The 25,651-nt window shown below is 49.4% G+C and carries 23 protein-coding genes; 7 read left to right on the top strand and 16 right to left on the bottom strand.

The window, feature by feature from the left end; translation table 11 throughout:
- Position 1: 1 nt before the first annotated feature.
- Positions 2-244: a hypothetical protein gene (locus tag CRN96_RS08670; RefSeq protein ID WP_097041563.1), complete on the top strand. Its 243-nt coding sequence runs from the start codon at positions 2-4 to the stop codon at positions 242-244.
- A gap of 622 nt (positions 245-866) precedes the next feature.
- On the opposite strand, the gene argH is transcribed toward CRN96_RS08670, so the two are convergent.
- The gene (argH, locus tag CRN96_RS08675) at positions 867-2,240 is read right to left on the bottom strand and encodes an argininosuccinate lyase (protein WP_097041223.1); all 1,374 of its coding nucleotides are present in this window, start codon (positions 2,238-2,240) and stop codon (positions 867-869) included.
- Positions 2,233-3,438: an argininosuccinate synthase gene (locus CRN96_RS08680; RefSeq protein ID WP_097041225.1), complete on the bottom strand. Its 1,206-nt coding sequence runs from the start codon at positions 3,436-3,438 to the stop codon at positions 2,233-2,235. The genes argH and CRN96_RS08680 overlap by 8 nt, the downstream gene beginning before the upstream one ends.
- Positions 3,439-3,615: 177 nt before the next feature.
- Here CRN96_RS08680 and CRN96_RS08685 point away from each other — a divergent pair, with 177 nt between their 5' ends.
- Positions 3,616-4,185: a hypothetical protein gene (locus CRN96_RS08685; RefSeq protein WP_143544309.1), complete on the top strand. Its 570-nt coding sequence runs from the start codon at positions 3,616-3,618 to the stop codon at positions 4,183-4,185.
- Between the two features lie 123 nt (positions 4,186-4,308).
- Positions 4,309-4,662: a YflT domain-containing protein gene (locus CRN96_RS08690; RefSeq protein WP_097041229.1), complete on the top strand. Its 354-nt coding sequence runs from the start codon at positions 4,309-4,311 to the stop codon at positions 4,660-4,662.
- A 51-nt stretch (positions 4,663-4,713) separates the two neighbouring features.
- Here CRN96_RS08690 and CRN96_RS08695 read toward each other — a convergent pair whose 3' ends face one another.
- Together CRN96_RS08695 and CRN96_RS08700 are read right to left on the bottom strand one after the other, a co-directional pair.
- On the bottom strand, positions 4,714-5,700 hold the full coding sequence (locus CRN96_RS08695) for a cation diffusion facilitator family transporter (protein WP_097041231.1): 987 nt from the start codon (positions 5,698-5,700) through the stop codon (positions 4,714-4,716).
- Between the two features lie 60 nt (positions 5,701-5,760).
- Positions 5,761-6,867, bottom strand: a complete 1,107-nt coding sequence (locus CRN96_RS08700; RefSeq protein ID WP_097041233.1) for an amidohydrolase — start codon at positions 6,865-6,867, stop codon at positions 5,761-5,763.
- Positions 6,868-6,957: 90 nt separating this feature from the next.
- Between CRN96_RS08700 and CRN96_RS08705 the strand changes: the two genes are divergently transcribed.
- Both CRN96_RS08705 and menC read left to right on the top strand, forming a co-directional pair.
- A complete protein-coding gene (locus CRN96_RS08705) occupies positions 6,958-8,379 on the top strand; it encodes a YfcC family protein (RefSeq protein ID WP_097041235.1) in 1,422 nt (473 codons plus the stop codon).
- Positions 8,380-8,389: 10 nt separating this feature from the next.
- The gene (gene menC / locus CRN96_RS08710; protein ID WP_097041237.1) at positions 8,390-9,529 is read left to right on the top strand and encodes an o-succinylbenzoate synthase; all 1,140 of its coding nucleotides are present in this window, start codon (positions 8,390-8,392) and stop codon (positions 9,527-9,529) included.
- A gap of 285 nt (positions 9,530-9,814) precedes the next feature.
- Here the strand turns inward: menC and CRN96_RS08715 are convergent, their stop codons facing one another.
- From CRN96_RS08715 to CRN96_RS08755, 9 genes are all read right to left on the bottom strand, one after another.
- A complete protein-coding gene (locus CRN96_RS08715) occupies positions 9,815-10,465 on the bottom strand; it encodes a LysE family translocator (protein WP_245844597.1) in 651 nt (216 codons plus the stop codon).
- A gap of 18 nt (positions 10,466-10,483) precedes the next feature.
- The gene (locus CRN96_RS08720) at positions 10,484-11,323 is read right to left on the bottom strand and encodes a metallophosphoesterase (protein WP_097041239.1); all 840 of its coding nucleotides are present in this window, start codon (positions 11,321-11,323) and stop codon (positions 10,484-10,486) included.
- Between the two features lie 82 nt (positions 11,324-11,405).
- On the bottom strand, positions 11,406-12,674 hold the full coding sequence (locus tag CRN96_RS08725; RefSeq protein WP_097041241.1) for a hemolysin family protein: 1,269 nt from the start codon (positions 12,672-12,674) through the stop codon (positions 11,406-11,408).
- A gap of 108 nt (positions 12,675-12,782) precedes the next feature.
- Positions 12,783-12,992, bottom strand: a complete 210-nt coding sequence (gene copZ / locus CRN96_RS08730; protein WP_097041243.1) for a copper chaperone CopZ — start codon at positions 12,990-12,992, stop codon at positions 12,783-12,785.
- A gap of 28 nt (positions 12,993-13,020) precedes the next feature.
- Positions 13,021-15,405: a heavy metal translocating P-type ATPase gene (locus CRN96_RS08735; protein ID WP_097041245.1), complete on the bottom strand. Its 2,385-nt coding sequence runs from the start codon at positions 15,403-15,405 to the stop codon at positions 13,021-13,023.
- A 23-nt stretch (positions 15,406-15,428) separates the two neighbouring features.
- Positions 15,429-15,731: a metal-sensing transcriptional repressor gene (locus CRN96_RS08740; protein ID WP_097041566.1), complete on the bottom strand. Its 303-nt coding sequence runs from the start codon at positions 15,729-15,731 to the stop codon at positions 15,429-15,431.
- A gap of 97 nt (positions 15,732-15,828) precedes the next feature.
- On the bottom strand, positions 15,829-17,616 hold the full coding sequence (locus tag CRN96_RS08745) for a S9 family peptidase (RefSeq protein WP_097041247.1): 1,788 nt from the start codon (positions 17,614-17,616) through the stop codon (positions 15,829-15,831).
- A gap of 116 nt (positions 17,617-17,732) precedes the next feature.
- Positions 17,733-19,550, bottom strand: coding sequence for a purple acid phosphatase family protein (locus CRN96_RS08750; RefSeq protein WP_097041249.1), 1,818 nt, complete (start codon positions 19,548-19,550; stop codon positions 17,733-17,735).
- 200 nt (positions 19,551-19,750) lie between these two features.
- A complete protein-coding gene (locus CRN96_RS08755) occupies positions 19,751-20,917 on the bottom strand; it encodes an aminotransferase class I/II-fold pyridoxal phosphate-dependent enzyme (protein ID WP_097041251.1) in 1,167 nt (388 codons plus the stop codon).
- 156 nt (positions 20,918-21,073) lie between these two features.
- Between CRN96_RS08755 and CRN96_RS08760 the strand changes: the two genes are divergently transcribed.
- A complete protein-coding gene (locus CRN96_RS08760) occupies positions 21,074-21,268 on the top strand; it encodes a hypothetical protein (RefSeq protein WP_097041254.1) in 195 nt (64 codons plus the stop codon).
- A gap of 40 nt (positions 21,269-21,308) precedes the next feature.
- On the opposite strand, the gene CRN96_RS08765 is transcribed toward CRN96_RS08760, so the two are convergent.
- Positions 21,309-22,475, bottom strand: a complete 1,167-nt coding sequence (locus CRN96_RS08765; protein ID WP_245844598.1) for an MFS transporter — start codon at positions 22,473-22,475, stop codon at positions 21,309-21,311.
- A gap of 23 nt (positions 22,476-22,498) precedes the next feature.
- The gene (locus CRN96_RS08770) at positions 22,499-23,551 is read right to left on the bottom strand and encodes a tartrate dehydrogenase (protein ID WP_097041255.1); all 1,053 of its coding nucleotides are present in this window, start codon (positions 23,549-23,551) and stop codon (positions 22,499-22,501) included.
- Positions 23,552-23,746: 195 nt separating this feature from the next.
- On the opposite strand from CRN96_RS08770, the gene CRN96_RS08775 reads away from it, so the two are divergent.
- Complete coding sequence (locus tag CRN96_RS08775) at positions 23,747-24,814, top strand: branched-chain amino acid aminotransferase (protein ID WP_097041257.1); 1,068 nt, start codon at positions 23,747-23,749, stop codon at positions 24,812-24,814.
- Positions 24,815-24,886: 72 nt separating this feature from the next.
- On the opposite strand, the gene CRN96_RS08780 is transcribed toward CRN96_RS08775, so the two are convergent.
- Entirely contained in the window at positions 24,887-25,633 is a 747-nt protein-coding gene (locus tag CRN96_RS08780; RefSeq protein ID WP_097041259.1) for a 2-keto-4-pentenoate hydratase, read from the bottom strand.
- Between the last annotated feature and the right edge of the window lie 18 nt (positions 25,634-25,651).

Consider the following 25,651-nt stretch of genomic DNA (forward strand, 5'->3'; position numbering starts at 1 on the left):
TATGCCATCACAAAAAAGTGCAGGCGTTGCTGCTGTTTTAAGCTTCTTCATCAACGGCCTCGGCCAGATATACAACGGCCAGTTTTTCAAAGGCATCATGCTGATCATCATACAGGCGATCAACGGATTTTTAATGACGATACTCATCGGTTACATTTTCTTCCCGATTGTATGGTTGTTTGCAGTGATAGACGCATACAGAAGTGCCAATAAGATCAACGAAAGAAATAACCGCAGATATTAGATTTTCGGATTGAGACCGGCAGGAGCCGGTCTTTTTTTATTTTATATTTTCCGGAGTGTGACAGGCGGAAGATGTCTCAGCCGAAGCGAACGGGATAATGTTCAGGGGAGCTGAGTTCTGGTCGCATCTAAACGGCGACGGGCTTCTAGCGTTTAGTTAGGAGAAATAGCAGGCTCATCTGAACGGCGACGGGCTTCTAGCGTTTAGTTAGAAGAAATATCAGACCTATCTAAACAGCGACGGCCCCAAACGTTTAGTTAGGAGAAATATCAGACCTATCTAAACAGCAGCGGCCCTCAAGCGTTTAGTTAGACGAAATATCAGGCACATCTGAACAGCGACGGCCCTTAAACGTTTAGTTAGGAGAAATATCAGACCTATCTAAACGGCAGCGGCCCCCAAACGTTTAGTTAGGCGAAATATCAGACCTATCTAAACAGCGGCGGGCTTCTAGCGTTTAGTTAGGAGAAATATCAGGCACATCTGAACAGCAGCGGCCCCCAAACGTTTAGTTAGGCGAAATATCAGGCTCATCTGAACATCTCCCCATGGCCTTCCACCACAAATAAGTACAAAAAAATGTTCACCCGTCAGCGAAATACGCTGTGGGTGAACATTAGTTTTATATGAGTGTCTTTGCGAGTCCGATCTGCTGCTTCACTGCTTCGGTGGCGGTGCCGCCGTAGCTGACGCGGCGGTCGACGACAGTCTTAGGTGATAATACGTCGTATATATCATCTTCGATCAGGCTGTTCGCTTCCTTGAATTCATCCATGCTCAGATTCTTCAGGTACCGGTTGCTATTGATGCACTTCAGCACAAGCTTCCCGACGACTTCATGCGCCTCCCTGAAAGGGACATCTTTTTCAACAAGATAATCCGCAAGTTCAGTCGCATTGGAGAAGTCTTCATTGATCGTCTGTTCGAGCCTTTCCTCATTCACGGTCATCGTATCGATCATGCCGTTCATGATCTTCAGTGAGCCGAGGACGGTAGTGACGGCGTCAAAGAGGCCTTCTTTGTCTTCCTGCATGTCTTTGTTGTATGTGAGCGGCAGGCCTTTGACCAGCATCAGCATGGACATCAGTGCACCTGTCGTGCGCCCGGTCTTCCCGCGGATGAGTTCCGCCATATCCGGATTCTTCTTCTGGGGCATCATGGAACTGCCCGTTGTGAATGTATCACTCAAAGTGACGAACTTCGCCTCTTCGCTCATCCAAAAGATGATCTCTTCAGAAATCCTCGACATGTGGATCATCACGAGGTTGATGTTCGACAATGTCTCGATGATGTAATCCCTGTCGCTGACCGCATCCATGCTGTTATGGTAGAGGTCGCTGAAACCGAGGGCTTCCTGCGTCATCTCCCTGTCGATGTCAAACGTCGTCCCGCTGATCGCCCCTGCGCCGAGCGGTGAGACATCAATACGTTTCAAAGCATCCTGCATGCGTGCCTTGTCCCTGTTGAACATCCAGAAATAAGCCATCATATGATGGGAGAATAAAATCGGCTGGGCTCTTTGCAGATGCGTATAACCCGGCATGATCACATGGATGTTCTCTTCGGCGATCCTGATGATCGTACGCTGCAGTTCTTCAATGGATTCGATGATCTCCTCAACACGTGCTTTTACATAGAGGTGCATATCCGTCGCGATCTGATCATTCCTGCTGCGTCCGGTGTGGAGCTTGCCGCCGACCGGACCGACGATTTCCGTCAGGGCATGTTCGACATTCATATGGATGTCTTCATGCGTGACGTCCCATTCGATATTACCTTTATCGGCTTCCTCTTTCACTTTGTGCAGGCCGTCCACGATGATGTCCTTGTCTTCCTGGCTGATGATGCTGCACTTGGCGAGCATTTCCGCATGGGCGATGCTGCCTTTTATATCCAGGTCGAGGAGCACTTTATCGAAATGGATGGAAGCGTTGAAGTCTTCCACCCAGTCCAGTGCCTCACCTGAAAATCTGCCTCCCCAGGCTTTCTTAGTCATTAATCTTTACTCCGTTATCAAGCATCGCCTTGACTTTCGTCGGCAGGCCGAAGATCTCGATGAAGCCGACAGAAGCGCCCTGGTCGAATGCATCTTCTGAAGTGTAAGTCGCAAGCTTCTCATTGTAGAGGCTGTTCTCGGACTGACGTCCTGTGACGATCACATTACCTTTATAAAGTTCGAGACGGACATCACCGTTCACGTCCTGCGCCATATCTTTCAACGTCTTTCTCAATGAATCGCTGAGCGGCGAGAACCATAAACCGTTATAGATTTGTTCCGTATATTTCTGTTCGATGATCGGTCTGAAATGTGCGATGTCTTTCGTCAAAGTGATCGTTTCGAGATCATGCTTTGCAGTAAGGATAACTGCCGCACCCGGCGTCTCGTAGATTTCCCTTGATTTGATGCCGACCAGTCTGTTCTCCACATGGTCGATTCGTCCAATGCCGTGTGCACCGGCGATATCATTCAATTTCAGGATGAGGTCATCCAGCTGGTAGCTGACGCCGTTGATTTTAGTCGGAAGACCCGCTTCAAATGTCAATAAAAGCTCTTCTGCTTCATCCTTTGCAGCTGTAGGATGTACAGTCAGGTCATAAGCATCTTCAGGCGGCTGGTTCCAAGGATTTTCAAGTACACCGCACTCGTTGCTTCTGCCCCATAAGTTCTGGTCGATTGAATATGGTGAATCCAGATCCACAGGAATCGGCACGTTATGTTCCTTCGCATATTCGATTTCCTCTTCACGGCTCCATGTCCACTCTCTTACTGGGGCCAGCACCTTGATTGTCGGATCCAGTGATTTGATGGCGACTTCGAAACGCACCTGGTCGTTCCCTTTTCCTGTACAGCCGTGTGCAACGTAATCTGCATTTGCATCATGCGCCACTTCAACCAGCTTCTTGGAGATTAGAGGTCTGCTGAGGGCGGATACCAGTGGGTACTTGCCTTCATACATTGAGTTACCGTAAATTGCATAGCTCACGTATTCATTTGCGAACTCCTCTTTAGTATCCAATACGTAACATTCGGAAGCACCCATGTCGAACGCCTTCTGTTTGATGTGGTCCAGGTCTTTCCCTTCACCCACATCCAGACATAACGCAACGACTTCGAATCCTTTATCGATGAACCACTTGATTGTAACACTTGTATCTAAACCACCTGAATAAGCCAATACCACTTTTTCACTCATATATAAAACACCTCTACTATTTGATTTGATTCGTAATGATATACATACTAACATTATAATAATGCTTTTTCAAGTATATTTATACAAAATTATTAATAATCATTGAAATTTGTGGTGCCGGGCTGGTACCTGTGAATTTTTAATCTGTTTTATTCGTGTTACAATTAAAGCAAAGGAGTGATTCATATCGAAATCTTCGGTTTGTTTGCAGGACTTGTTGCCATCGGCATCATCGTGCTGATATTCATAGCCGCCCTCGGCCTGATCAAATGGCTGCTGCAGGGTTATTTCCTCTTCAGGATAGCTGAAAGGAAGAATCTTGATATACCATTGCTTTCATTTGTACCATTCGGGACTTTTTATGTGGCCGGCCAGGAATTTGACGGCAACGTCTTTCAAAAAGGCAGTTTCAACCCGAAACACCTTGGGCTGATCTTCGCCATCACAGGCCTCGTCGTTTATTTCCTCGGATTATCCATCGGGGATATCGCGATTTCCTACCTGCTTATGGAATCCATCATATTCATCGGTTTGTTCAATGCCTATACCCGTAACATGGGCGTTGCGATACTGCTCGCTATACTGAATGTGTTGACGGCAGGCATTGCAGCAATCGTCGTGCTGTTCCTCTATCACCGCAAGCTTTCCAAAACGTTCAATGATCCGGTGGTCCGCGAGGAACCCGTCAGTGAACCCCACCGCGGCCCGGTGGACACGGATGATGTTGATCAGCACAGGAACATCTGATTTAAATGAGCCCTGAGGGCTCTTTTTTTATCCTCTGAACCAAGCTCCCATGTTTAATTATATCTATGATGGGAATACTAATATTGGATTTGAAATCAACAATAAACATCGGAGGAGATAATTATGGCTAAACCATTTATCAAAGGTTATAAAGATGATGAGAAACTGCAGGAAGATATCCAAAAACTGCAGTCGAAAGATATCAGCAAAGATGATATTTATGTGATTTCACACGATGATGAACGTACGAAGCGCATTGCTAAAAATGCAGATGCCAGCACGATCGGTGCAAGTGAAATGGGCGTCACCGGTGCAGTGAAAGGCACATTCACCAAAAAAGGCGATCAGCTGAGAGCCCAGCTTGAAGGTATCGGTTTCTCCGAGAATGAAGCAGAGAACTATGAATCTGAAATGGACAGAGGAACAGTGTTCCTGATCGTCACGAACACAGAGAACGTTGAAACCAAATTGGCATAACCAATGCTCATGAGAGGGCCGGACATTTGTTGTCCGGCCCTTTTTTAATCCTTATGGTTGCTTCTTCGCCATCTGCTGCGGCCATGCCCGGAATCCGTCATCCACCTCGAATTCAAGGTTCACGTCGGTGACATGGTTCTGCTCAAGTATGATACCTTCTATCTCATCCCGGATATCGTTCGCCTGTTCCACTGTCAGGCCCTGGTCCAGTTCCGCGATGACTTCCACATGCAAGGCGTCCCCTTCCTTCAGGACGAGGAGCCGCCTTAAGTCCCTGATCTCCTTATGGTTCAGGACGATTGAAGAAATCCGCTCCTCCATATGGGGGTCACTCTCACCAAGGACCCCTGCAGCATTTTCCATGAACACCTTATATACGATGTAGAACATCATCAGACCGATGATGACTGAAACGACACCTTCTGCCACCGGTACATTCAAATATTGCCCGACCAATATGCCGATGATCGCAATGACCGCCCCGACAGTCGCAACGCTGTCTTCAAGGAAAACCAATTTCGTCGCAGGTTTCGCCCTGTTCATATGCAAAAAGCTCGTCGTCAGGGGTTTCATGCCGTCATAAGGTTCGCCCGCCTGCTGCAAAAGCTCTTTCCCGGCTTTATATAAGACGAAAGATTCCAATATGAATGCCACTGCCAGGACGCCGATGTTGATCCATATCATTATATGATCCGTCTCCCTCGGCAGAGGTTCGATGATATGATGTATCCCTTCCCTGACCGTTTCATATGATAATATGGCCACGACGACGATCGCAAAAATGCAGACCAGGTTCACAAGCCTTCCAAAACCGAAAGGAAACCTTCTTGTCGGTGCTTTTTTCGAGAGTCCCGAACCTACAAATACGAAAAACTGATTTACTGAATCCCCAAATGAGTGCATCATTTCGGCGAACATTGCAACATTCCCCGTCAGTATGAATGCCGCACCTTTCAGAAGGCCGATGAAGAAATTCACTATGGATGCAGTGAATGAGGCCATGCTGCCCTGCTTGAGCAAATCGAAAATTTCTTTCATTTATCATTCCTCCTGTTCAAAGTTATATTACCCCTTTAAACAGAAAGAATGCTGTCGTTGTCACTCCACTTTTAAAATCGACTGATAGATGATTTCAGAGCCATTTTCCAGTGCATCATGATCAAATGTCATATCCGGATGGTGGAGCCCCGGCTTCAAGTCACATCCGAGTCCGATCATGGCACCCTTCAATTCAGGGTATTTCACGGTGTAGTAATGGAAATCGTCCCCGCCGGTCGTCATGATCGGCTCCATCAGGTTTTCTTCACCCAGCGCTTCGAGGATGCCTTCCCTTAAGAACTGGATCGCTTCATCATTACTCTCACTCGCGACGATGCTTGAAAATTCCTGATCTTCGATGGATACACCGTAAAAATCTTCGACATACTCCAGTATTTTGAATACGCGGTTTTTCAAGTTATCCATCTCTTCATTCGTCTGTGCGCGCAGATCGATGCCGCACTCAGCGATTCCCGGGATGATGTTCAGGGATTTCCCCCCTGAGAGGAACTTCGTCATCTTGACCGATGAAGGGATGACCGGATTGATATGGATCTTGGAGAGCATATTGACGATATCCGCCCCGATCTCGATCGCATTATGGTTCAGGTGCGGACGTGCCCCGTGGGCATCCTCACCGACTATCCTGAACTGGAGGGATGCAGCCGAGCCATGCTCGATGCTCGGCGAAGCCTCACCCATCGCCGCTTCTTCTATCGGCCGGAGATGGATGCCGAACAGGTAATCCAAGTCTTCTATGATCCCCTCCTCCGCGACGGCAAGCGCCCCGGTGCCCAATTCCTCGGCAGGCTGGAAGATGAACCTCACACCCCGCGACTCCAGAGCTTCATGATCTTTAAGTTTCAGCATCGCCCCGACCACCATGCCGGTATGCGCATCATGCCCGCATGAATGATTCGCACGCTTCACCCCGTCCACTTCCTGATAAAGCGCATCGATGTCCGCCCGCACACCGATCTTCGGATGGTCGCCATCAAAAGTGCCCATGTCACAGTATAAGCCGGTTATATTTTTAAACTTCACCGGTTCGAACCCTTCAGCTTTCAAATACTCGAATATATAATCCGTCGTTTCATATTCCTCATTGCTCAGTTCCGGATTTTCATGAATATGGTGGAACACTTCAAGAATTTTTTCAGTACTCATCAAAAATTCCTTTCCAAAATTATTTGTATTATCAAACTATTATACTTAATATATACTTATGTAATTTTAAATTCAATATGGAGGGATTATATGCCTGATGAAAAAGAAAAAGGCACGAAGACATCCAGATGGTTGAAACTCCCTGATGCATACGGGATTTTATTCTTCTTCCTCGTACTTGCTGCAATAGCGACTTACCTTATACCCGCGGGGGAATTTCAGACTGAGGAGTCCGCAGAAGGAATAGACATCATTGTTCCGGGAACCTTCAGCGTCATCGATTCCAATCCTGCAGGCTTCCTTGATGTATTCCAAGCCATCGTCACCGGCTTGGTATCGACCGCCGATCTGATATTTCTGGTACTGATCATCGGTGGAGTGTTTGCAGTTATTGAAAAGACAGGGGCCATCGATGCCATGGTCACAAAAATCATCAAAGTGACCGAGAACAGGGAATGGCTTCTGATTGTTGTAATCATGTTTGTGTTTTCTGTTTTCGGCACCCTCGGCATCATTGTCAATGCCGTCATCGCCTTCATCCCGCTTGGAATTATACTGGCGAGATCAATGCGCATGGATGCGATTATCGGTGTATCCATCATCTATCTGGGTGCCTACGTCGGATTCGCCGTCGCCATACTTGATCCACTGACAGTTGGATTCGCTCAGGAGATTGCGGGCATTCCCCTCTTCTCAGGCGCGCCGGAGCGAAGCGTAATGTACGCCATCACCCTGATTGTCACGATGATTTACGTCATCATGTATTCCAGAAAATTGAAGAGGGATCAGCACGGCGGTATCCTCAAGGATAATCCTTTCCCAAGGGAAAACTCAGAGGAACTGACGGTCGGAAAGCAGAAGATGAAGCCGGTACATATTCTGGTCCTTCTCACTTTGTTCCTTGGTATTGCAGCTTATGTCACTGGTGTATTCGTTGCTGAATGGAACCTCCAGGAAATGGCAGCAGTCTTCCTCGTCATCATGGTTGTCACTGCCATCATTGGCCGCATTGATATCAACAGTATGGTGAGTTCCTTCATCCAAGGAGCGCAGGGTGTGCTCTATGGGGCCTTGATCATAGGCATGGCACGTTCCATTGTCGTGATTTTGGAAGATGGCAGAATCCTTGATACTGTGGTCAATGGCATGGCTGTCATGATGGAGCCGTTTTCGAGTACGATGGGAGCGATCATGATGCTTATCGGTAACGGACTCTTCAACCTCGTCGTCACTTCAGGCAGCGGACAGGCTGCAATTGTCATGCCGATACTCGGACCACTCGCGGATATAATGGATTTCCCAAGGCAGGTGGCCGTCCAGGCTTACACGATGGGAGACGGTTTCACCAACATCATCACGCCTTTATCGGGTGTCTTGATGGCAAATCTCGCAATTGCTGGTGTACCGTTTGTAAAATGGGTTAAATTCGCCTTCCCTTTAGTGTTAATATGGTATACATTAGGGATTATTTATCTGATTGTACTTGTTGCAATAGATTTTGGACCCGTTTAGGAGGAAAATAATGAAGATAAAAGAAATCAGACTGCATGAACTGGAAATGGAAATGAAGAACCCCTTCACCACAAGTTTCGGCACCCAGACGAAAAGGCACATCACGATCGTCGAGGCGGTGAACACCGATGGCCTTTCGGGCTTCGGTGAATGTGTCGCGGGTGAAGATCCGCTCTACTCGGAGGAATTCATGGACAGTGCCCTGATCGCCATGAACAAGTACTTCGCACCGCTCATCGTCCAAAATGAAATCAGCCATCCTGATGAAGTATGGGATTTGTTTGCCCCTTTCAAAAAGAACAATATGGCCAAGTCCGGCATTGAAGGTGCCGTGTGGGATCTGTATGCCAAAGAGAATGGCATGACACTCGCCGAAGCTGTCGGAGGCGGGAAGACTGAAGTCGATGTCGGCATCTCTTTGGGGCTCGAGGACACGGATGAGCTGCTGCTTGAGAAAATTCAGGAGAAGGTCGATGAAGGCTATAAACGCATCAAGGTAAAAATAAAACCCGGACGCGATGTACCGATGATCCGCAGGGTGAGGGCGAATTTCCCTGACATCCCGCTGATGGTCGACGCCAATTCCGCCTATACACTGGATGACATCGAGCTGCTGAAAGCGCTGGATGAATTTGATCTGATGATGATTGAACAGCCCCTTGCGGCCGGCGATATCGTTGATCATGCGAAACTGCAAAAAGAGCTCAAGACACCGATCTGCCTGGATGAAAGCATTGACAGCTTCCAGGCGGCTGCAGCGGCCATCGAACTCGGCAGCTGTGAAATCATCAACGTCAAAGTCGGACGCGTCGGCGGCATCACGCAGTCGAAGAGGATTCATGACCTTGCCGCGAAACACGATATCCCGCTATGGTGCGGCGGTATGCTCGAAGCTGGTGTCGGCAGATTGCACAACATCGCAATCACCACACTCTCGAACTTCACATTGCCGGGTGACACCGCAAGCTCCAGCCGTTACTGGGAAGAAGATATCATCACTCCTGAAGTCGTGGCCGAACAAGGCGTCGTCCAGGTGAGTGACAAGCCCGGAATCGGTGCAGAAGTCGATTTCACCAAGATGGAAAAATATTTGAAACAGACAATAATAATCACAGAAGAAGATGCACCGGATATGGTCTTCTTCAATTGATTTAGGAATTAGAAAAAGGCATAACCCACTTCGGGTTATGCCTTTAATATTTGGAAATATGTATGGATTGTCTGTACCGGCCAAACGAAATACCAATTGGCCGATAGGAGCGTCTATCGCTCACTCAAACATTCCAATGAGCGATAGACAAGCCCCGTCACTCACTCAGACAGCCCAATGAGCGATAGACAAGCTCCGTCGCTCACTCAGACAGCCCAATGAGCGATAGACAAGCCCCATCGCTCACTCAGACAGCCCAATGAGCGATGGAAAGGCCCCATCAGCTCACCCGAAAAATATCGTCCGGAGGCCGAACAGAATGATGATCAGACCGGCGCCTTTGCTGAGCCAGTTTTGAAATACATAGGATTTCATCCACCGCTTCAAAAGGTTCACCAGTTCAACGACGAGCAGAAACCATATGATTGAAATCCCGATCAGTATCAGGGCGAGCAGCACAATCTGCTGATTGTACCCAAGCGCCGTCTCCGCACTCCCCGCCACAAACTGGGGAATGATGGTCATGTATAATATCAATACTTTCGGATTCAACAAGTTTGCAACGAATCCCTGCCTGAATGACTGCTGGAGGGATTTGCGGCTGACGGGTGCACTTAGGGTGTCGATATGTTCAAGCGACTGACGGGGGACGAGCACGCCTGCGCGCATGCTCTGCACCCCGATATAGATCAGATACAAAGCCCCGGCGTATTTGATCGCGTTGAACAAAAGGGGTGAACCGGCGATGATGACCGCGAGCCCCACCACAGATATCACGAGCCAGAACAGGTGTCCCGCAATGATGCCGGCAAGCGTGACGCGTCCCGCTGATCTGCTCAACGCAAGCGTATTCTTCATGATGATCATCATATCCGCACCTGGCACCATCGCAAGCACGGTGACGACGATCACATACGATATCAGCTGTTCCAGCAATCCACACACCTCATTTGATCATTTTTTCCTTAAAGTCAGCACCACTATTTCAGGATGGTTGAAGACCCTGAACGGGAATCTGCTGTTGCCGAGTCCCCTGCTGACCGACAATGCCGTTCCGTACATCTTATGCATGCCTTCTGCGTACTTTGGCAAAATGCCTTGATGCGGCGAGTAAAGTCCGCCGACGAATGGCAGGCGGATCTGTCCACCATGGGCGTGGCCTGAGAGCACCAGATCTATATCATATTTCACATATGTCAGGAACAGCTCTGGCCTGTGGGACATGAGGATGGTGAAATAATCTGAAATATTCTCCATCCTGTGCCTCAAAAGCTTATCAAACCGCAGATTCACATCGGAATATACTTCGTTCCCGAGAAACCATGGATCCGGCATTCCCACCACATTCATGGCTTGTCCGTCCTTCACCAGCTGCACCGAAGTGTCACTTAAATTCATCATGTCGGACTTCTCTATATACTTCTTCAGTTTTTTCCATTTTTTATAATGGGCTTCGTGGTTCCCCGTCACATAATAGACCGGCCCGATTTTCGTGAGTTTCCGGATGAATGATTTCGACCTGCCGAGGTTCGGGGTCCGCCTGTCGATGACATCCCCGGTCATCATGATCACATCACCGTCGGCCCCTCTGACTTGGTCCAATAAATGACGCGCCCTCCAGCCGAACCATCCATTGTGGTAATCGGAGACATGGACGATACGGAAGCCTTCAAATGCCTCAGGCAGTTTTTCACTGTGGAATTCCCGCTCCGTCACCTGGATTTCTTTATCTTCTTTATATAAAAAGCGGCTCACCGCAATCAAAAAACCTAACAAGAATGCATATTTTTTCATAATGATATCCCCTGGATCAAATAATACTAATCTTACCACTATTCGGTGCACAATAAAAAGCCCGTTTTCACCGGGCTTCGGTTCATCTGTAATTTACATCCGCCTCTTCGTCTCCCTGCGGCTGTTCCTTCAAGATCCGGATGGTCCGGATCGTCTGATTTTCCATCACCATGACTTCAAACCTGAGCCCGAGTGCCTCATTCCGGAACACATCCCCCTGCACCGGGATATCGTTGAACTCTTTGAAAAGATAACCTGAAAGAGTGTCTTCTTCCTCAGGTATTTCCGTATCGAACTGAGTGTTCAGACGGTGCAGTGTAATCCTTCCGTCACAGATGATTTCATCCTCCGTCATTTTATCGACAAGGGCATCGCTTCTGACATCCGTTTCGTCTTCTATATCGAAGCCGAGCATGTTTTCGATGATATCTTCATGTGTGACGATGCCTTCGGTACCGCCGTATTCATCCAGTACAATCGCAAGGTGGCGCCTCTCCTTCGTCATTTTCCTCAAGACGTTCTCCACCGAGTCAAACTCCTTTACAGTCAGCGGATCCGTATCCGAAAAGTCCAGGAGATCCTTCTCCGGATGGAGTGACCATTTCAAAAGGTACTTCGTATGGAAGACGCCGACGATATCATCAAGGTTCTCGCCGTATATGGGATATCTTGTGTGCATGAGGTTCACCACCGTATCCACCACTTCGTCATAAGGGGTTCCCACCTTGATGGCGTCCATCTCGGTCCGCGGAGTCGACATGATATCTTTGACATTCAGATCCCGGAAATCGAGGATACCTTTAATCCTGTTCGTTTCCCGGCCTTTCAAGACACCTTCTGCATTCGCTATATCGATCAGGTTCACGAGCTCATCCTTGGAGACGGTCCAGGCCGGCTGCTCCCCCCTGGATAATATCTTGGTGATATTGTCCGTCAGGAAATTCAGGATGACCGTCACCGGCTTGAGGATGATGATGACAAGCCTTATGATCGGCATGACCAGGTAGGACACCCTCTCCGGGAAGGCTGCGGCAATGGATTTGGGCACGACTTCAGCGAATAAAATGATGGTGACCGTCAGTACGGCACTGGCCGCCGCCACGTTCCAGCCGTAATCCAGTGCCAATATCGTCACCAGTGTCGGCAGAATGATATTGGAAATATTGTTGCCAATCAGGATCGTCGTGATGAATTCACTCGGCCTTGAGACGATGCCCATCAATCTCGCCGCCTTCATATCCCCGTCCTGCACCTTGGCCTGCAGCTTCACTTTATCGACTGCGGTCAGTGCCGTCTCACTGCCGGAGAAGAACAGCGAGGTGAGTAATAATATGATGATCAAAATGATCAAAAGAAGTTCCCCCTTCGCGGATTAAACGATTCAAACATATTTCTTCAATTATAACAGATATGAAACAAAAATAAGCCTGCATCCTTAAAAGATGCAGGCTCATTTCCATTATTTCACTACATCGTAGCCCTGGTCTTCAATCGCTTCATTCATTTCTTCAACAGTCACTTTATCTTCTTCATATTCCACGGAAACTTCATTGGCCGACAGGTCCACTTCCGCTTTGCCGACGCCTGACAGTTTCCCGAGTGCGCCTTCCACTGCACTCTTGCAGTGCCCGCAAGTCATGCCTTCCACTTTGATTGATGTTGTATTCATAAAAATCATCCTCCATTATATGATTGGTTTAAACTTTAACTCTTCTCAGCCTCAGTGAATTCGTCACGACACTCACCGAACTGAAGGCCATTGCAGCGCCCGCCACCCATGGTGCGAGGAAGCCGAGTGCAGCAATCGGGATGCCTGCAGTGTTATAGGCGAACGCCCAGAACAGGTTCTGCCTGATGTTCCGGATCGTCTTATGGCTCAGATTGATGGCTTTTGGAATCAATGTCAGCTCGCCGCCGAGGATGGTGATATCAGCCGCCTCTATCGCCACTTCCGTACCTGTACCGATTGCGATTCCAATATCTGCAGTGACCAGTGCCGGTGCATCATTCACACCGTCCCCGACCATCGCAACCGACTTGCCTTCTTCCTGCACTTTTTTGACCTGTGCCGCCTTCTCTTCCGGAAGCACTTCCGCAATCACCGTATCAATCCCGACTTCCCTTGCGATGGCTTCCGCCGTGCGGCGGTTGTCGCCGGTCAGCATGATGACCTCAAGCCCCTGGGCCTTCAGTGCAGTGATGGCTTCTTTCGCCGTATCTTTCACTGTATCCTGTACGGCGACGATGCCCCGGATTTTTTCATTTACGGCAACCAGCATCGCCGTCTTGCCCTCATATTCATATTGTGTCATTTCTTCATCATATTCATCAACTTCAATGCTCTGATCCTGCATCAGTTTACGTGTGCCGACGAGAATCCGGTCCGCACCTGCCACCGCTTCGATGCCGTGGCCAGGTATCGCCTTGAAATCTTCCACTTCAGGGATGTCCACTTCCTCTTCGGTGGCGTAGGCGATGATTGCGGAAGCAAGCGGATGTTCAGAACCTTTTTCCGCTGCCGCCAGCAGCATCAGCGCCCCTTCATCTCCTGTAAAATCGGTGACTTCAGGTCTGCCTTTTGTGATGGTGCCTGTCTTATCCAGGATGACGGCATCCAGATTATGTGTTTTTTCCAGATGCTCTCCGCCTTTGAACAAGATGCCGTTCTCTGCCCCTTTGCCTGTACCGACCATGATTGAAGTCGGTGTTGCAAGGCCGAGGGCACATGGACAGGCGATGACGAGCACCGTAATCGATGCGATCAGTGCCGGCTCAAGATTGTAAGGGGATGCGATGAAGTACCAGATCAGAAAAGTCGCTATCGCGATGGCGATCACAATCGGCACGAAATATCCGGAGACGATGTCCGCCATCCGCTGGATCGGCGCCTTTTTCCCCTGCGCTTCCTCCACCACTTTGATGATGGACTGCAGCGCCGTGTCCTTGCCGACACGGGAAGCTTCAACGATGACGTTGCCGTTCTGGTTGATCGTCGAGCCGATCACTTTATCTTCGACGTTTTTTTCAACAGGTATGGATTCCCCTGTCAGCATGGACTCGTCCACAGAGGTGCTGCCTCTGGTGATCATGCCGTCCACCGGGAACTTCTCACCCGGTTTTACGATCAGTGCATCACCGACTGCAACATCAGCTGCCGGGATCATCACTTCTTCCCCGTTCCTGATGACCCTGGCCTCTTTCGCCTGCATGTTCATCAGTTCCTTTATCGCACCGGAAGTCTGTGATTTCGCACGGGCTTCCAAATATTTGCCGAAAAGAATCAATGTGATGATGATTGCACTCGTTTCAAAATACAAGTGTGGATGGGCAGTCGCACCAGTGAGCCATCTGTATGTCTCGAACAGACTGAAACCGAATGCTGCGGTCGTACCCATCGCGACCAGCACATCCATATTGGCACTGAAGCTCTTCAGGCTCTTATAGGCTCCGACGTAAAACTGCCAGCCCAGTATGAACTGCACCGGTGCTGCGAATGCCAGCTGGAACCACGGGTTCATGAATATTGAAGGCAGGGCGATGCCGAACAGATGATCCAGCATCGTCACGAGAAGCGGCAGCGATAAAAGAGCCGATATGATGACCTTCCACTTCAGCCGTGATAATTCCTTTTCCTTCTTTTCTTCCCTGGACTCGGCACTCTCTTTTGCCTTGGCCCCGTATCCGAGGTTACCGATGCGGTCGATCAAGTCCCTCTCGGTCAGCACATTCGAATTGTACTCGATCACAGCGTTCTCGGTCGCCAGGTTGACTGTCGCACTGGAGACGCCGCTCGTCTTATTCAGCACTTTTTCGATCCTGTTGGAACACGCCGCACATGTCATGCCGGAAATATCAAACTCCGCTTCGTCGTACTGTACACCGAAGCCAAGGTTTTCTATCCTGTTTGTGATCTCATCCAAATTGGTGTTGTCCTTATCATAACCAACCGACGCCTGCTCAGTTGCGAGATTGACTTTGGCATCGACACCGTCCATCTTATTCAGGACCTTTTCAATCCTGCTTGAACAGGATGCACATGTCATGCCGGTTATATTCAATGTAGTATTTTCTTTGCCTGCCATTTCCTGCCCCTCCTTTCACGTGTTTATTTTGAAAACTGCTTCAGCACCGCCATCAATTCTTCGATGGAATCGTCGCCTTCACCTTTATCGATCGCATCCGCGACACAGTGTTTCATATGTCTTTCCGTCACTTCGTAACCGACATTCTTCAATGCCGACTGGATGGCACTGATCTGTATGAGGATGTCCACACAGTAACGGTCTTCTTCAACCATCTTCTGGACGCCCCGGACCTGGCCCTCGATGCGCCTTAAACGCTTCTGTACTTTATCCTTTTCATCGTCCGTACGCGGGACGACCGCATGGTCATGCAATGTTTCTTCCATCTTAATCACCGGCCTTATCTTATTCGTTACATTCATTATACCCCCATAGGGTATAAAAGTCAACAAGGGAAAACCCGCCGGGGGCGGGTTTTCGGTATCATTGATGTTTTTCCAAAAATTCAAGCATTGCTTCATATACAAGGATTTCATTTTCTTTCTTCGAGAAGCCGTGCCCTTCGTCATCCAGGACGATGTATTCCACATCGCGGCCGGCTGACCTCAGCTTCTCCACGATCTGATCGGACTCTTCCTTGACCACGCGCGGGTCGTGGGCACCCTGTATGACAAGCATCGGCCTGGTCATCGTATCCAGATACGTCACCGGGCTGTCCGTCCGGAACCGCTCTTCATCTTCCACCGGGTCGCCGACCCACCGTTTCATCATCGGCTTCCAGTGTTCAGGTACGGATTCATAAAATGTGAATAAATTCGATACTCCGAAAATATCCACCACTGCCTTGAAGTATTCCGGATGGCGGCCGTGAAGCAGCAGGGCCATATATCCCCCGTAGCTTCCGCCGACAAGGAACAGTTTTTCAGGACTTGAGATCCCTTCCTGGAACAGCCATTCAATCCCTTTGACATTATCGAGCCTCGGCCCGTGTCCCCAGTCGCCTTCCACCATCTTGACGAACTCGGCACCGTACCCCGTGCTGCCCCGGAAATTTGGGCAGAACACGTTGTAGCCCCGGTTTAAAAACATCTGGAACATCGCCCTGAAAGATTTGCTTTCATTATACTGCGGGCCGCCGTGCGGCCAGAAGACCGTATAGCCGTTCGCCCGGTCCTCTTTCGCCCTGAACAGCAGCGCCTCGATTTCCAGACCGTCAAAAGATTTATAGGTGATGGTTTCCGGTTCCACCATGTCCTTCGGCGTGACACCGAGCACTTTATTCTTCGTCAGCTGCTCCCATGTCTCATCCTCATATTTAAAGATGTTCACTGGCACCGTGGCGCTCGTCCCCTTGATGTACAGTGCGCCGCTCCGCGTCGTGACGAGCCGGTCGAATATTGTCACCGGGGCAATGATCGGCTCAAGCTGATCATGGTTCAAATCGTAATAATACAGTTTCTGGACCACGCCTTTTTGTGTGATGAGGTACATCATGTTCGTGTGGCGGTTGTATTTCATCAGCACCAGTGATTCCCGCTCGAAATCGAGGACCTTTTCAAAAGACTTTGTCGTAAGGTCGTATTTGGCAAGGTAACTGTACTCTGAATCATAGTTGGTCACAAACCACGCCTCATCGTCCTTTACAAAACTGATGCTGCTGACAGTGTGCACCTTTTCGGCGTCAGGCGTCAAATACTCTGTGCCCTCCTCGGTCTTGATGAAGCCGATCATATGCGTATTGGCGAAAGCAGTGAGATAAACCGAGTTCTCCTCATTCTGCGATACATCGACCAGATGCGTCGGGCCGCCCTCCCCTTCATGGAGCAGCACCTCCTCTTCCGTGCCGGTGTCGTAAACATAGGAATTCAAATAGCTGGCATTGCCTTTGGACGAAGTATAATACACTTTCGTCCCGTCTTTGGACAGCTTGGTGAACATGAACTTATCATCCACATCCGCCTCGATCAGCTGCTCCGGCATACCCCCCTGGGGTGGTATTGCATATATTTTATGATTTTCATTGCCGTCCTTGTCAAACCCCGCCAGCACATATGAATTATCCGGTGCCGGCTGGATGAAGCTTGCACTTTCGTCCTTCACCGAAAACTGGTAAGGATAAGTATGCGGCAGGTCCATTGCGTATATATTGACTTTGCCGTTCATGTTCGACGAAAAGAGCAGCCGCTTCTCATCTTGTGTGATGTTGAAATCCCCTATGCTGTACGGTGTGAAAAACTGCTCCACCGCGGTCTTTTTAAATTTCAATAAAATCCCTCCCCTTTGTTTATGATTTTACTCGAATTCGAGACGGTTTGCAATTTTATGGAAAAAACAAGATGAAACAACAAAAAAAGAGGCCCGGGGGGCCTCTTTGAGTTAACGTGCTGTTATTCGGAATCTTTGACGATGCCAAACTGATCCACCAGATGGACGGTGCGCTCTTCACCTTCCAGCAGCTCGCCTTCTATCTGATACATGCTGACGATCAGTTCATCGCCTTCCATTTCATAGACCGCGAAGTTCTGTACATCGGAATCCCTGTTGTTTGCATGGGAATCTTCGAATGCATCAGTATCCTGCGGCTGGTTGCCATATGCAAACAGGCTGTTGTAGTAATCCATATCTTCCTGAGTCATCCAGTCGAGCTCCGGCCTCACTTCATGGAGGTGCTCCACACCTTTGGAATAGACATCATCATACTCTTTCGTTCCGCCCGTGTTCGGCAGGATATATGTCGTTCCTTCCGGATCATCGATGTACTTGACGCCATTGTCCCCGACGAATGTTTCAACCTCTTCAACCACACCGTTCGAGAAGTTCTCATCACTCGGGACATGCGTCAGTGAATGTGTCCTTGAGATGACATGGTCATGACCCTGCAGTGCCAGGTCGACGTCCAATTCATCAATCAGGGCCGTGAGCTCCTCCCTGATTTCCTGCACATCGTCATCCTGCAGTGAATGATACGACTTCGAGTAGAGCGGCTTGTGGTAGTTCAATACAACCCATTCCGCACCGTTTGCACGGGCCTCATCGATGTCTTCACGTATCCAATCCATCTGCTCTTCACCGATTGCACCTTCGTTCGGGTTATCTTCGGATTCCTTGTTGTCGTTCGTATTCAGCGTCACAAAATGGACGCCGTTATAATCGAATGAGTAATAGGATCCGCCGTCAACCGCGTCATTCGTCACCGGCACATTAAAATGTTCATTGAACTTTTCCGTAAATGGCTCATCAGCCCAGTTCAATGCATATTCATCGTGGTTGCCCGGTGCCACAGCCATTGCGGCACTCATGAAGTACGGCCTGGACCGTTCAAAGATGTCCACCCACTCATCTTCGATCTCTGCAATTTCAACGACATCTCCGGTATGAAGTACAAAATCCGCATCTCCGGCCGTTTCAAGTGCGCGCATCAAAGTATCCGCACCGAAAGCCGCTTCATTCCGGACGTTTTCATTCCAGAAAGCATTCTGTGTGTCTGTGTAATGGACGAACTTGAACGGGTCTCCGTCCTCTCCGGAAGTTTTGAACTGTCCGGTTTCGCTGATTTCACCCGACTCGCTGCCCACCTGATAGTAGTAGGTCGTGTTCGGCTCAAGACCGGTGGCATGAGCCTTATAGGAATATTCCTGCACATCGATCAGATCCAGCTGTCCGTATTCACGGCCGTACATCCAGTCTCCGCCGTGCGCCTGCTCATCTGTATAGTAGCCGTTGATCATAGGGTCGCCATTTTCGTCCGTCACCGGCTCCCCTTCTTCATCTTCTTCAACGTCTGCAAAGATGTAATAACCGTTCATATCACGTTCCCCGTAGTGGGAAGTGACTTCCGCCGCTTCTGCTTCGAACTCCAATGTATCATCAAAATTCCCGCTCTTGGAAACCCATACTTTCGAATCTTCAAAGAGATCCGTCGTATACCAATTGAAGCCCATCTCGCCCGTCGTGTCGCCATTGAATGTGGCTGCGATGCGGTTTGGCATATTATTCGCTTCAATATCCGCCACTTCAGGTTTCTCATCCGTCAGAACCGGATTGAATTCTTCCGTAACCGGTTCTGCCGTCCCGCCGGCAGGACCGCCTCCTCCGGCTGCATGCGCGACCGGGCTGAATAATGATGAAAGTACCAGCAGCAGCGTTACAAATGCAAGACCGAGTGCGTTCATCAATTTCTTGTCATTAAACAAATTGACATTCATGAACAGTAAACCTCCTCATATTTATGATCACTCTGGTGATCACTTACATATATATGATAGCGGTCGAATGTTCACACAGTTTTAACATGAAGTAAATGTTTGTTTAATTTTATGGCGTATTATTTAGATTGTGTAAACTTCATGAATGAAAATCATCATTTCTCCATTCATGAACCTCCAGCTGCTTATTATATGAAGACTCAGGCCTGTCCCTCTTCAAGCATATTGATATACTTCTCCAGCCGGTCCGCCGCTTCGATCAGTTCTTCCATGCTGCATGCGAAGGACAGTCTGATATGGCCCTCGCCGTACTCGGAAAATGACCGTCCCGGCACGACCGCCAGGTAGACGGCTTCAAGCAGATCTGTTGCGAACTTGAAGGAATCCCGTTCATATTTTTCTACGGATGGGAAAATGTAGAAGGCGCCCGTCGGTTTTGAGACCTCCAGCCCCATATCAAGCAGCCTTTCATATATATAATCGCGCCGCTCGATATAAGCCCGGTTCATCTCCTTCGGCACATGCAGCTGTGAAGTGAGTGCCTCAATCGCCGCGTACTGGCTCGGGATGCTTGCACAGATCGTGTTGTACAGATGCACCGCCGTGACATCTTCCATGATACCTTTGTGCCCGACGACATAACCGATGCGCCAGCCGGTCATCGCATGGGATTTGCTGAGGCCATTGACGATCAACGCCTTCTCTTTAAGCTCCGGATAGGATGCAAGGCTGATATGTTCGCCTTCCAGCGTGTTTTCGCCGTAAATTTCATCTGTGATGACGAATATATCATGTCTTTTAAACACTTCAACAAGGGCATCCATCTGCGCCTTCGTATATGTCACGCCCGTCGGGTTGGTCGGATAGTTGAGCAGCACGGCCTTCGTCTTATCAGTGATGTTCGATTCAATCAGTTCCGGTGTCGCAATGTAATCCGTCTCCGTCATATCGACGAACTTCGTCACGCCGCCGGACAGTTCGATGATCGGCTCATAACCAAGATAGGTCGGGGCCGGGATCAGCACTTCGTCCCCCGGATCCAGGATCGCCCGGAGGATGCCGTCTATACCTTCGCTGCCGCCGACAGTGACCAGCACCTCCCCGTGGGGGCTGAAATCCGCCCCGTAATTCTTTTTATAGTAGCTGCTGATCGCCTGACGCAGTTCGAGCAGCCCGGTGTTATGGGAGTACTTCATCGACTTGGTGTTGATGGCTTCAATTGCTGCATCCCTGATCGGCTGCGGCGTTTCAAAATCCGGCTGGCCGAGTGTCAGATCGACCGCATCCGGAAACTCCTCCACCCTGTTTGAGAACTGTCTCGTCCCCGGCACTTCGATATCTTTCATTCTTCTGTTGGCCTGTGGCATGGTATCACTCTTCCTCTAATATTTTCATACCGATTATACCAGAATCCGGTGGCGATTTGACCCCGGCACTTTATTTGGAGTAACCGCATTGAATTGTTGTAATTCGTGGGGTTTCCGGTATCATTTAACATGAATAAAAATATGGGGGCTTTCATTTTGAGTAAACAGACAGTGAAAAGGATCTATGTCGGCGGGATGCTGATCCTGCTCTTGATCGCCGTGATGAATTTAATCCTTGAGGCACCTCTGGTCAACCCATTCATCATATTCGGCCTAATGTTCATACTGCTTTCAATCAACATCTACAACAACACCAGGGCGGACGGCGAGGATCAGGGCGGCCCAAAATAGGAAAAGCACTTTTGCCATGCAGGCAGAAGTGCTTTTTTGTTCATATCGATAAATATTTCTCCTTGCGGCCGTAGACGAAGTAATACATCACCGCTGCGATGGCGACGATGATCGTCATGGAGTTGTACAGCCCGCCGTACCCCAGGAACGGGACAAGCTGGCCGAATATATAGGATCCGACACCGAGGCCGAAATCCAGGCAGATGAAGAAGGTCGATGTCGCAAGACCCACGTTCCTCCTGTCTGCAAGTTTGATGCACAGCGCCTGGATGATGGACTGGAAATTGCCGTAGCCTAGGCCGACAAGCGCCCCGGCAAGGAGCAGCATCCAGCCCGTCGTCGCATTTCCGAGCACCATGTAGGCGATGAAGTAGAGGGCCAGTGCCGGATAGACGATGATGTTCGCACCCTTCAAATCCATCAGGCGGCCGGTGAACGGCCTTGTGATAAGCATCATGACCGCATAGATCAGGAAGAAATAGCTGGCCGCTGCACCGAGACCCTGCTGGTCGGCGAACAGTGCGATGAATGAAAATATCGTCGAATGCGCGAGACAGACGATGAGTATCGTCGTCGCGGCAGGCAGTGCATCCCGGTCCAGGAACTGGAACCGTGGCTTCGGCTCTTTCGACAGGTCGATCGTTTCATTGTCGGTTTTAATGAATATGGTGAACACACTCGCGATGAGTACGACGATGAAGACGAGCAGGAACAGCATCTGGTAATCGACATGTTCGAGCATTGAGAACGCAAGATACGGACCGATGGCCGTCGCCATGACGAAGCTCAGACTGAAATAACCGATGCCCTCGCCCCTCCTTGCCTGGGGCAGTGCGAGTGCTGCAATCGTACCCACCGCCGTCGTCGCTACACCATTGGCAAAACCATTGAGGAAGCGGACGACGAGCAGCACCCAGAAATTTCCGGCAAAGAAATACATGCCGTATGTAACGATGAACATGACCGTTCCGATATACATGATCTTCCTTGCCCCCATCAGGCTCAGCTGATGACCGGTCACTATACGCCCGATCAATGACCCGACGATGAATATTCCTGCTGCGAGTCCCGCATTGCTCGTCGAGATGCCGAATGCTTCTATCGCATATCCACTGATGGTCACCATGAGCAGGAACATCGCAAGCATGATAAAGAAATTGAATATAAACACGATGATGAAATCACGGGTCCATAGGCGGTCCTTCACACTACCCCTCCTCACGTTGTTTTTTACTGCAGTTTATTGAGTATTGAAGCGGTCACTTCATCTGTGGAGGCACTGCCGCCGATGTCAGATGTCATGATCCCTTCTCTGAATGTATCTTCGATCGCCCGGAGCAGCATGCTGCCAAGCTCCGTATAGCCGAAATGGTCGAGCAGCATCTTCGCCGTCCAGATCTGGCCGACCGGATTGGCGATGCCCTTGCCGACGATATCCGGGGCGGAACCGTGGACGGGTTCGAACATCGATGGATATCTGCCATTCAAGTTCAGATTCGCACTCGGCGCAATGCCGATGCTTCCCATGATCGCCGCACCGATATCGGTGAGGATGTCACCGAACAGGTTGCTTGCGACCACGACATCATAACGCTCGGGACGGGTGACGAATGATGCGCTCAGGGCATCGATGTGTTCGGAAGTCGTTGAAATATCCGGATACTCTGCCGAGATTTCCTTGAATACATCATCCCAGAACGGCATCGCATGATAAATGCCATTGGATTTGGTGGCGCTCGTCACCAGTTTGCTGCGCGAGGCCGCGAGGTCGAATGCATAGTGCATCGCCTGTGAAGTTGCACGTTTCGAGAATACGCTGCTCTGAATCGCGATTTCGTGCTCTTCATGGAACATGCGGCCGCCGACCGAACTGTATTCTCCTTCGCTGTTCTCCCTGACGACCATGAGGTCGAAGTCTTTCGGATTCGCAAGCGGTGATCTGATGCCTTCAAAAACCTTCGCCGGCCTGACGTTGATTTCCTGCTGGAATTCCCTGCGGATTTTTATGAGCAGTCCCCAGAGCGAAATATGGTCGGGCACTTTTCCGGCATCCCCGACCGCCCCCAAAAACACCGCATCACTCTGGCTGAGGCGTTCGATGCCGTCCGGTGCCATCATGTCCCCGTGCTGCAGATAATAATCGCATCCATAGTCAAAATGTTCGAATTCAAACTTCAGTCCGCCGTCGATTTCAGCAAGACGCTCCAGTATGCGGAGTGCACCGGGTACGACTTCGTGTCCGATCCCGTCCCCTGGTATCACGGCGAGTTTTACAGTTTTCATATTTATTTCCCCTCACATTTCCATAATAAAACCATTATAACAATTTTCCTTTCTGGATAAGGACAATGTTTGAAATAAAATAAGTTTTTAAATTATCAGAAAACACCTTGCTTTATGGTGCGTTTTTTGTTAAAATAAACACAATTTTCAAATCAAGTCAGAGGCTTGTTTTAGAAGTTAGAAGGAGGGTCCATCATGGGACAAACTACTATACAAATCGAGAAAGCAATATCTTTGAAAGAAAAGCCTGATGTATCAACGGTGAAATTCGGGACGGTGTTCACGGACTATATGTTCAGTTCAAATTATACACCTGAGCACGGTTGGGAAGAGCCGGCGATTTTACCTTATCAAAATCTCGAGATTTCCCCTGCTGCAAACGGCATCCATTATGGACAATCTGTTTTCGAAGGTCTGAAAGCATACAAGAACGGTGATGATGTTCTACTATTCAGACCCGATGAAAACTTCAAAAGGTTGAACACTTCCTTAGAACGTCTTGCAATGCCTAAGATCAATGAAGAAGTGAGCCTGAACGCCCTTTATGAATTGATCAAACTGGAACGGGACTGGGTGCCTGAAGGACCCGGTCAGTCACTGTATATACGGCCGTTCGTATTCGCGGACGAAGCCTTCCTCGGTGTCCGGTCGGCAAGGACTTACCAGTATAATATCATCCTCTCCCCTGTAGCGGGATATTACGGCGGTCAGCTCGATCCGACCGCGATCTATGTGGAGGATGACTTCGTACGTGCCGTGCGCGGCGGCGTCGGCGACATCAAATGTGCGGGCAACTACGCAGCGAGCATCCTTGCCCAGCAGAAAGCTGCTGAAATGGGTTACGAGCAGGTACTTTGGCTGGACGGTGTCGAGCAGAAATATGTTGAGGAAGTCGGCAGCATGAACATCTTCTTCGTCAGGGACAATGAACTCATCACTCCGAAGCTGAACGGTTCCATCCTTTCCGGCATCACAAGGAAGTCACTGATTGAGCTGGCCGAATACAAGGGCTACACGGTCAAAGAAGAAAGGATCCATATCGACGAACTGCAGGCAGGCCTGAAGGACGGCAGTGTCACAGAAATCTTCGGTTCGGGCACGGCAGCTGTCATTTCCCCTGTCGGCCGCATGAGGATCCATGGAGAAGACTATGTGGTGAACGATAACCAGGTCGGTCCTGTCGCTGAAGACCTTTACACCCATTATACAGGTATACAGTATGGACACCTGGATGATCCGTTCGGCTGGATCGTCAGAGTATAATAAGCATAAAAGTAACCCGGTGCACATTCACATGTGCACCGGGTTCTTTGTGTTTTTCCTTCTGCGGGGGCCTTATTTCACGTCGAGGGTCACAGTGCCGACATTCTCAAATTCCGCTTCATAATATCCTTTTTCAAGATCCACCGGCAGGTTGAAGGTTCCGGATGAGATGACTTTGCCCGCTTCAACGATTTTACCGTGGGCATGAAGTTTTTCTACCAGCCATTTGACCGCTTTGGCAGGATGCCCCATCACTTCGCTTGAACGGCCCTCTTTGATCATTTCACCGTCGAGCGTCAAGGTGCCTTTGATATCATCGAGTTTTTCATAAGTGCTGAAGTCGCTTTGTCCGAACGTCATGCCGCCTGCAACTGCACTGTCAGCGACGATCTCATATTTCGAGGCGTTCGGAAACCAGTCTTCGTAACGGCCGTCGGGGATTTCCAGGCCGGGCGCAATCAGGCATTTCCTGATGATATCTTCAGCAGTATCCTCCACAGACAAGTCTTCCTGGACCAAAAACGCAATCTCCATCTCGAGTCTCGGTGCGTTGTAGTCTGAGTACCTGGCATTATTGACCAGGTTCCTGTTGGTCAGGGCACCGTACAGCGGTTCGTCGTGGTTGAACATTTTCTGTGTCTCTTCACTCGTCAGACTGATTTTGTAGCCTCTTAAAGTTTCGTCGTTATCATTGATCTTCATCTCGAGGATCCGGTCCTGAATCTGATAGGCCTCTTCCAGTGACTCCACCCCGATACTCCCAAGAGCGAGCGGCGCCCTCCCCACATAAGCTTCATATAATTCATCAGCTGCTGACATGAATATCCTCCTCATCTC

It is taken from the genome of Salinicoccus kekensis (genome assembly GCF_900220995.1).
In the GTDB taxonomy this organism is placed as follows: domain Bacteria; phylum Bacillota; class Bacilli; order Staphylococcales; family Salinicoccaceae; genus Lacicoccus; species Lacicoccus kekensis.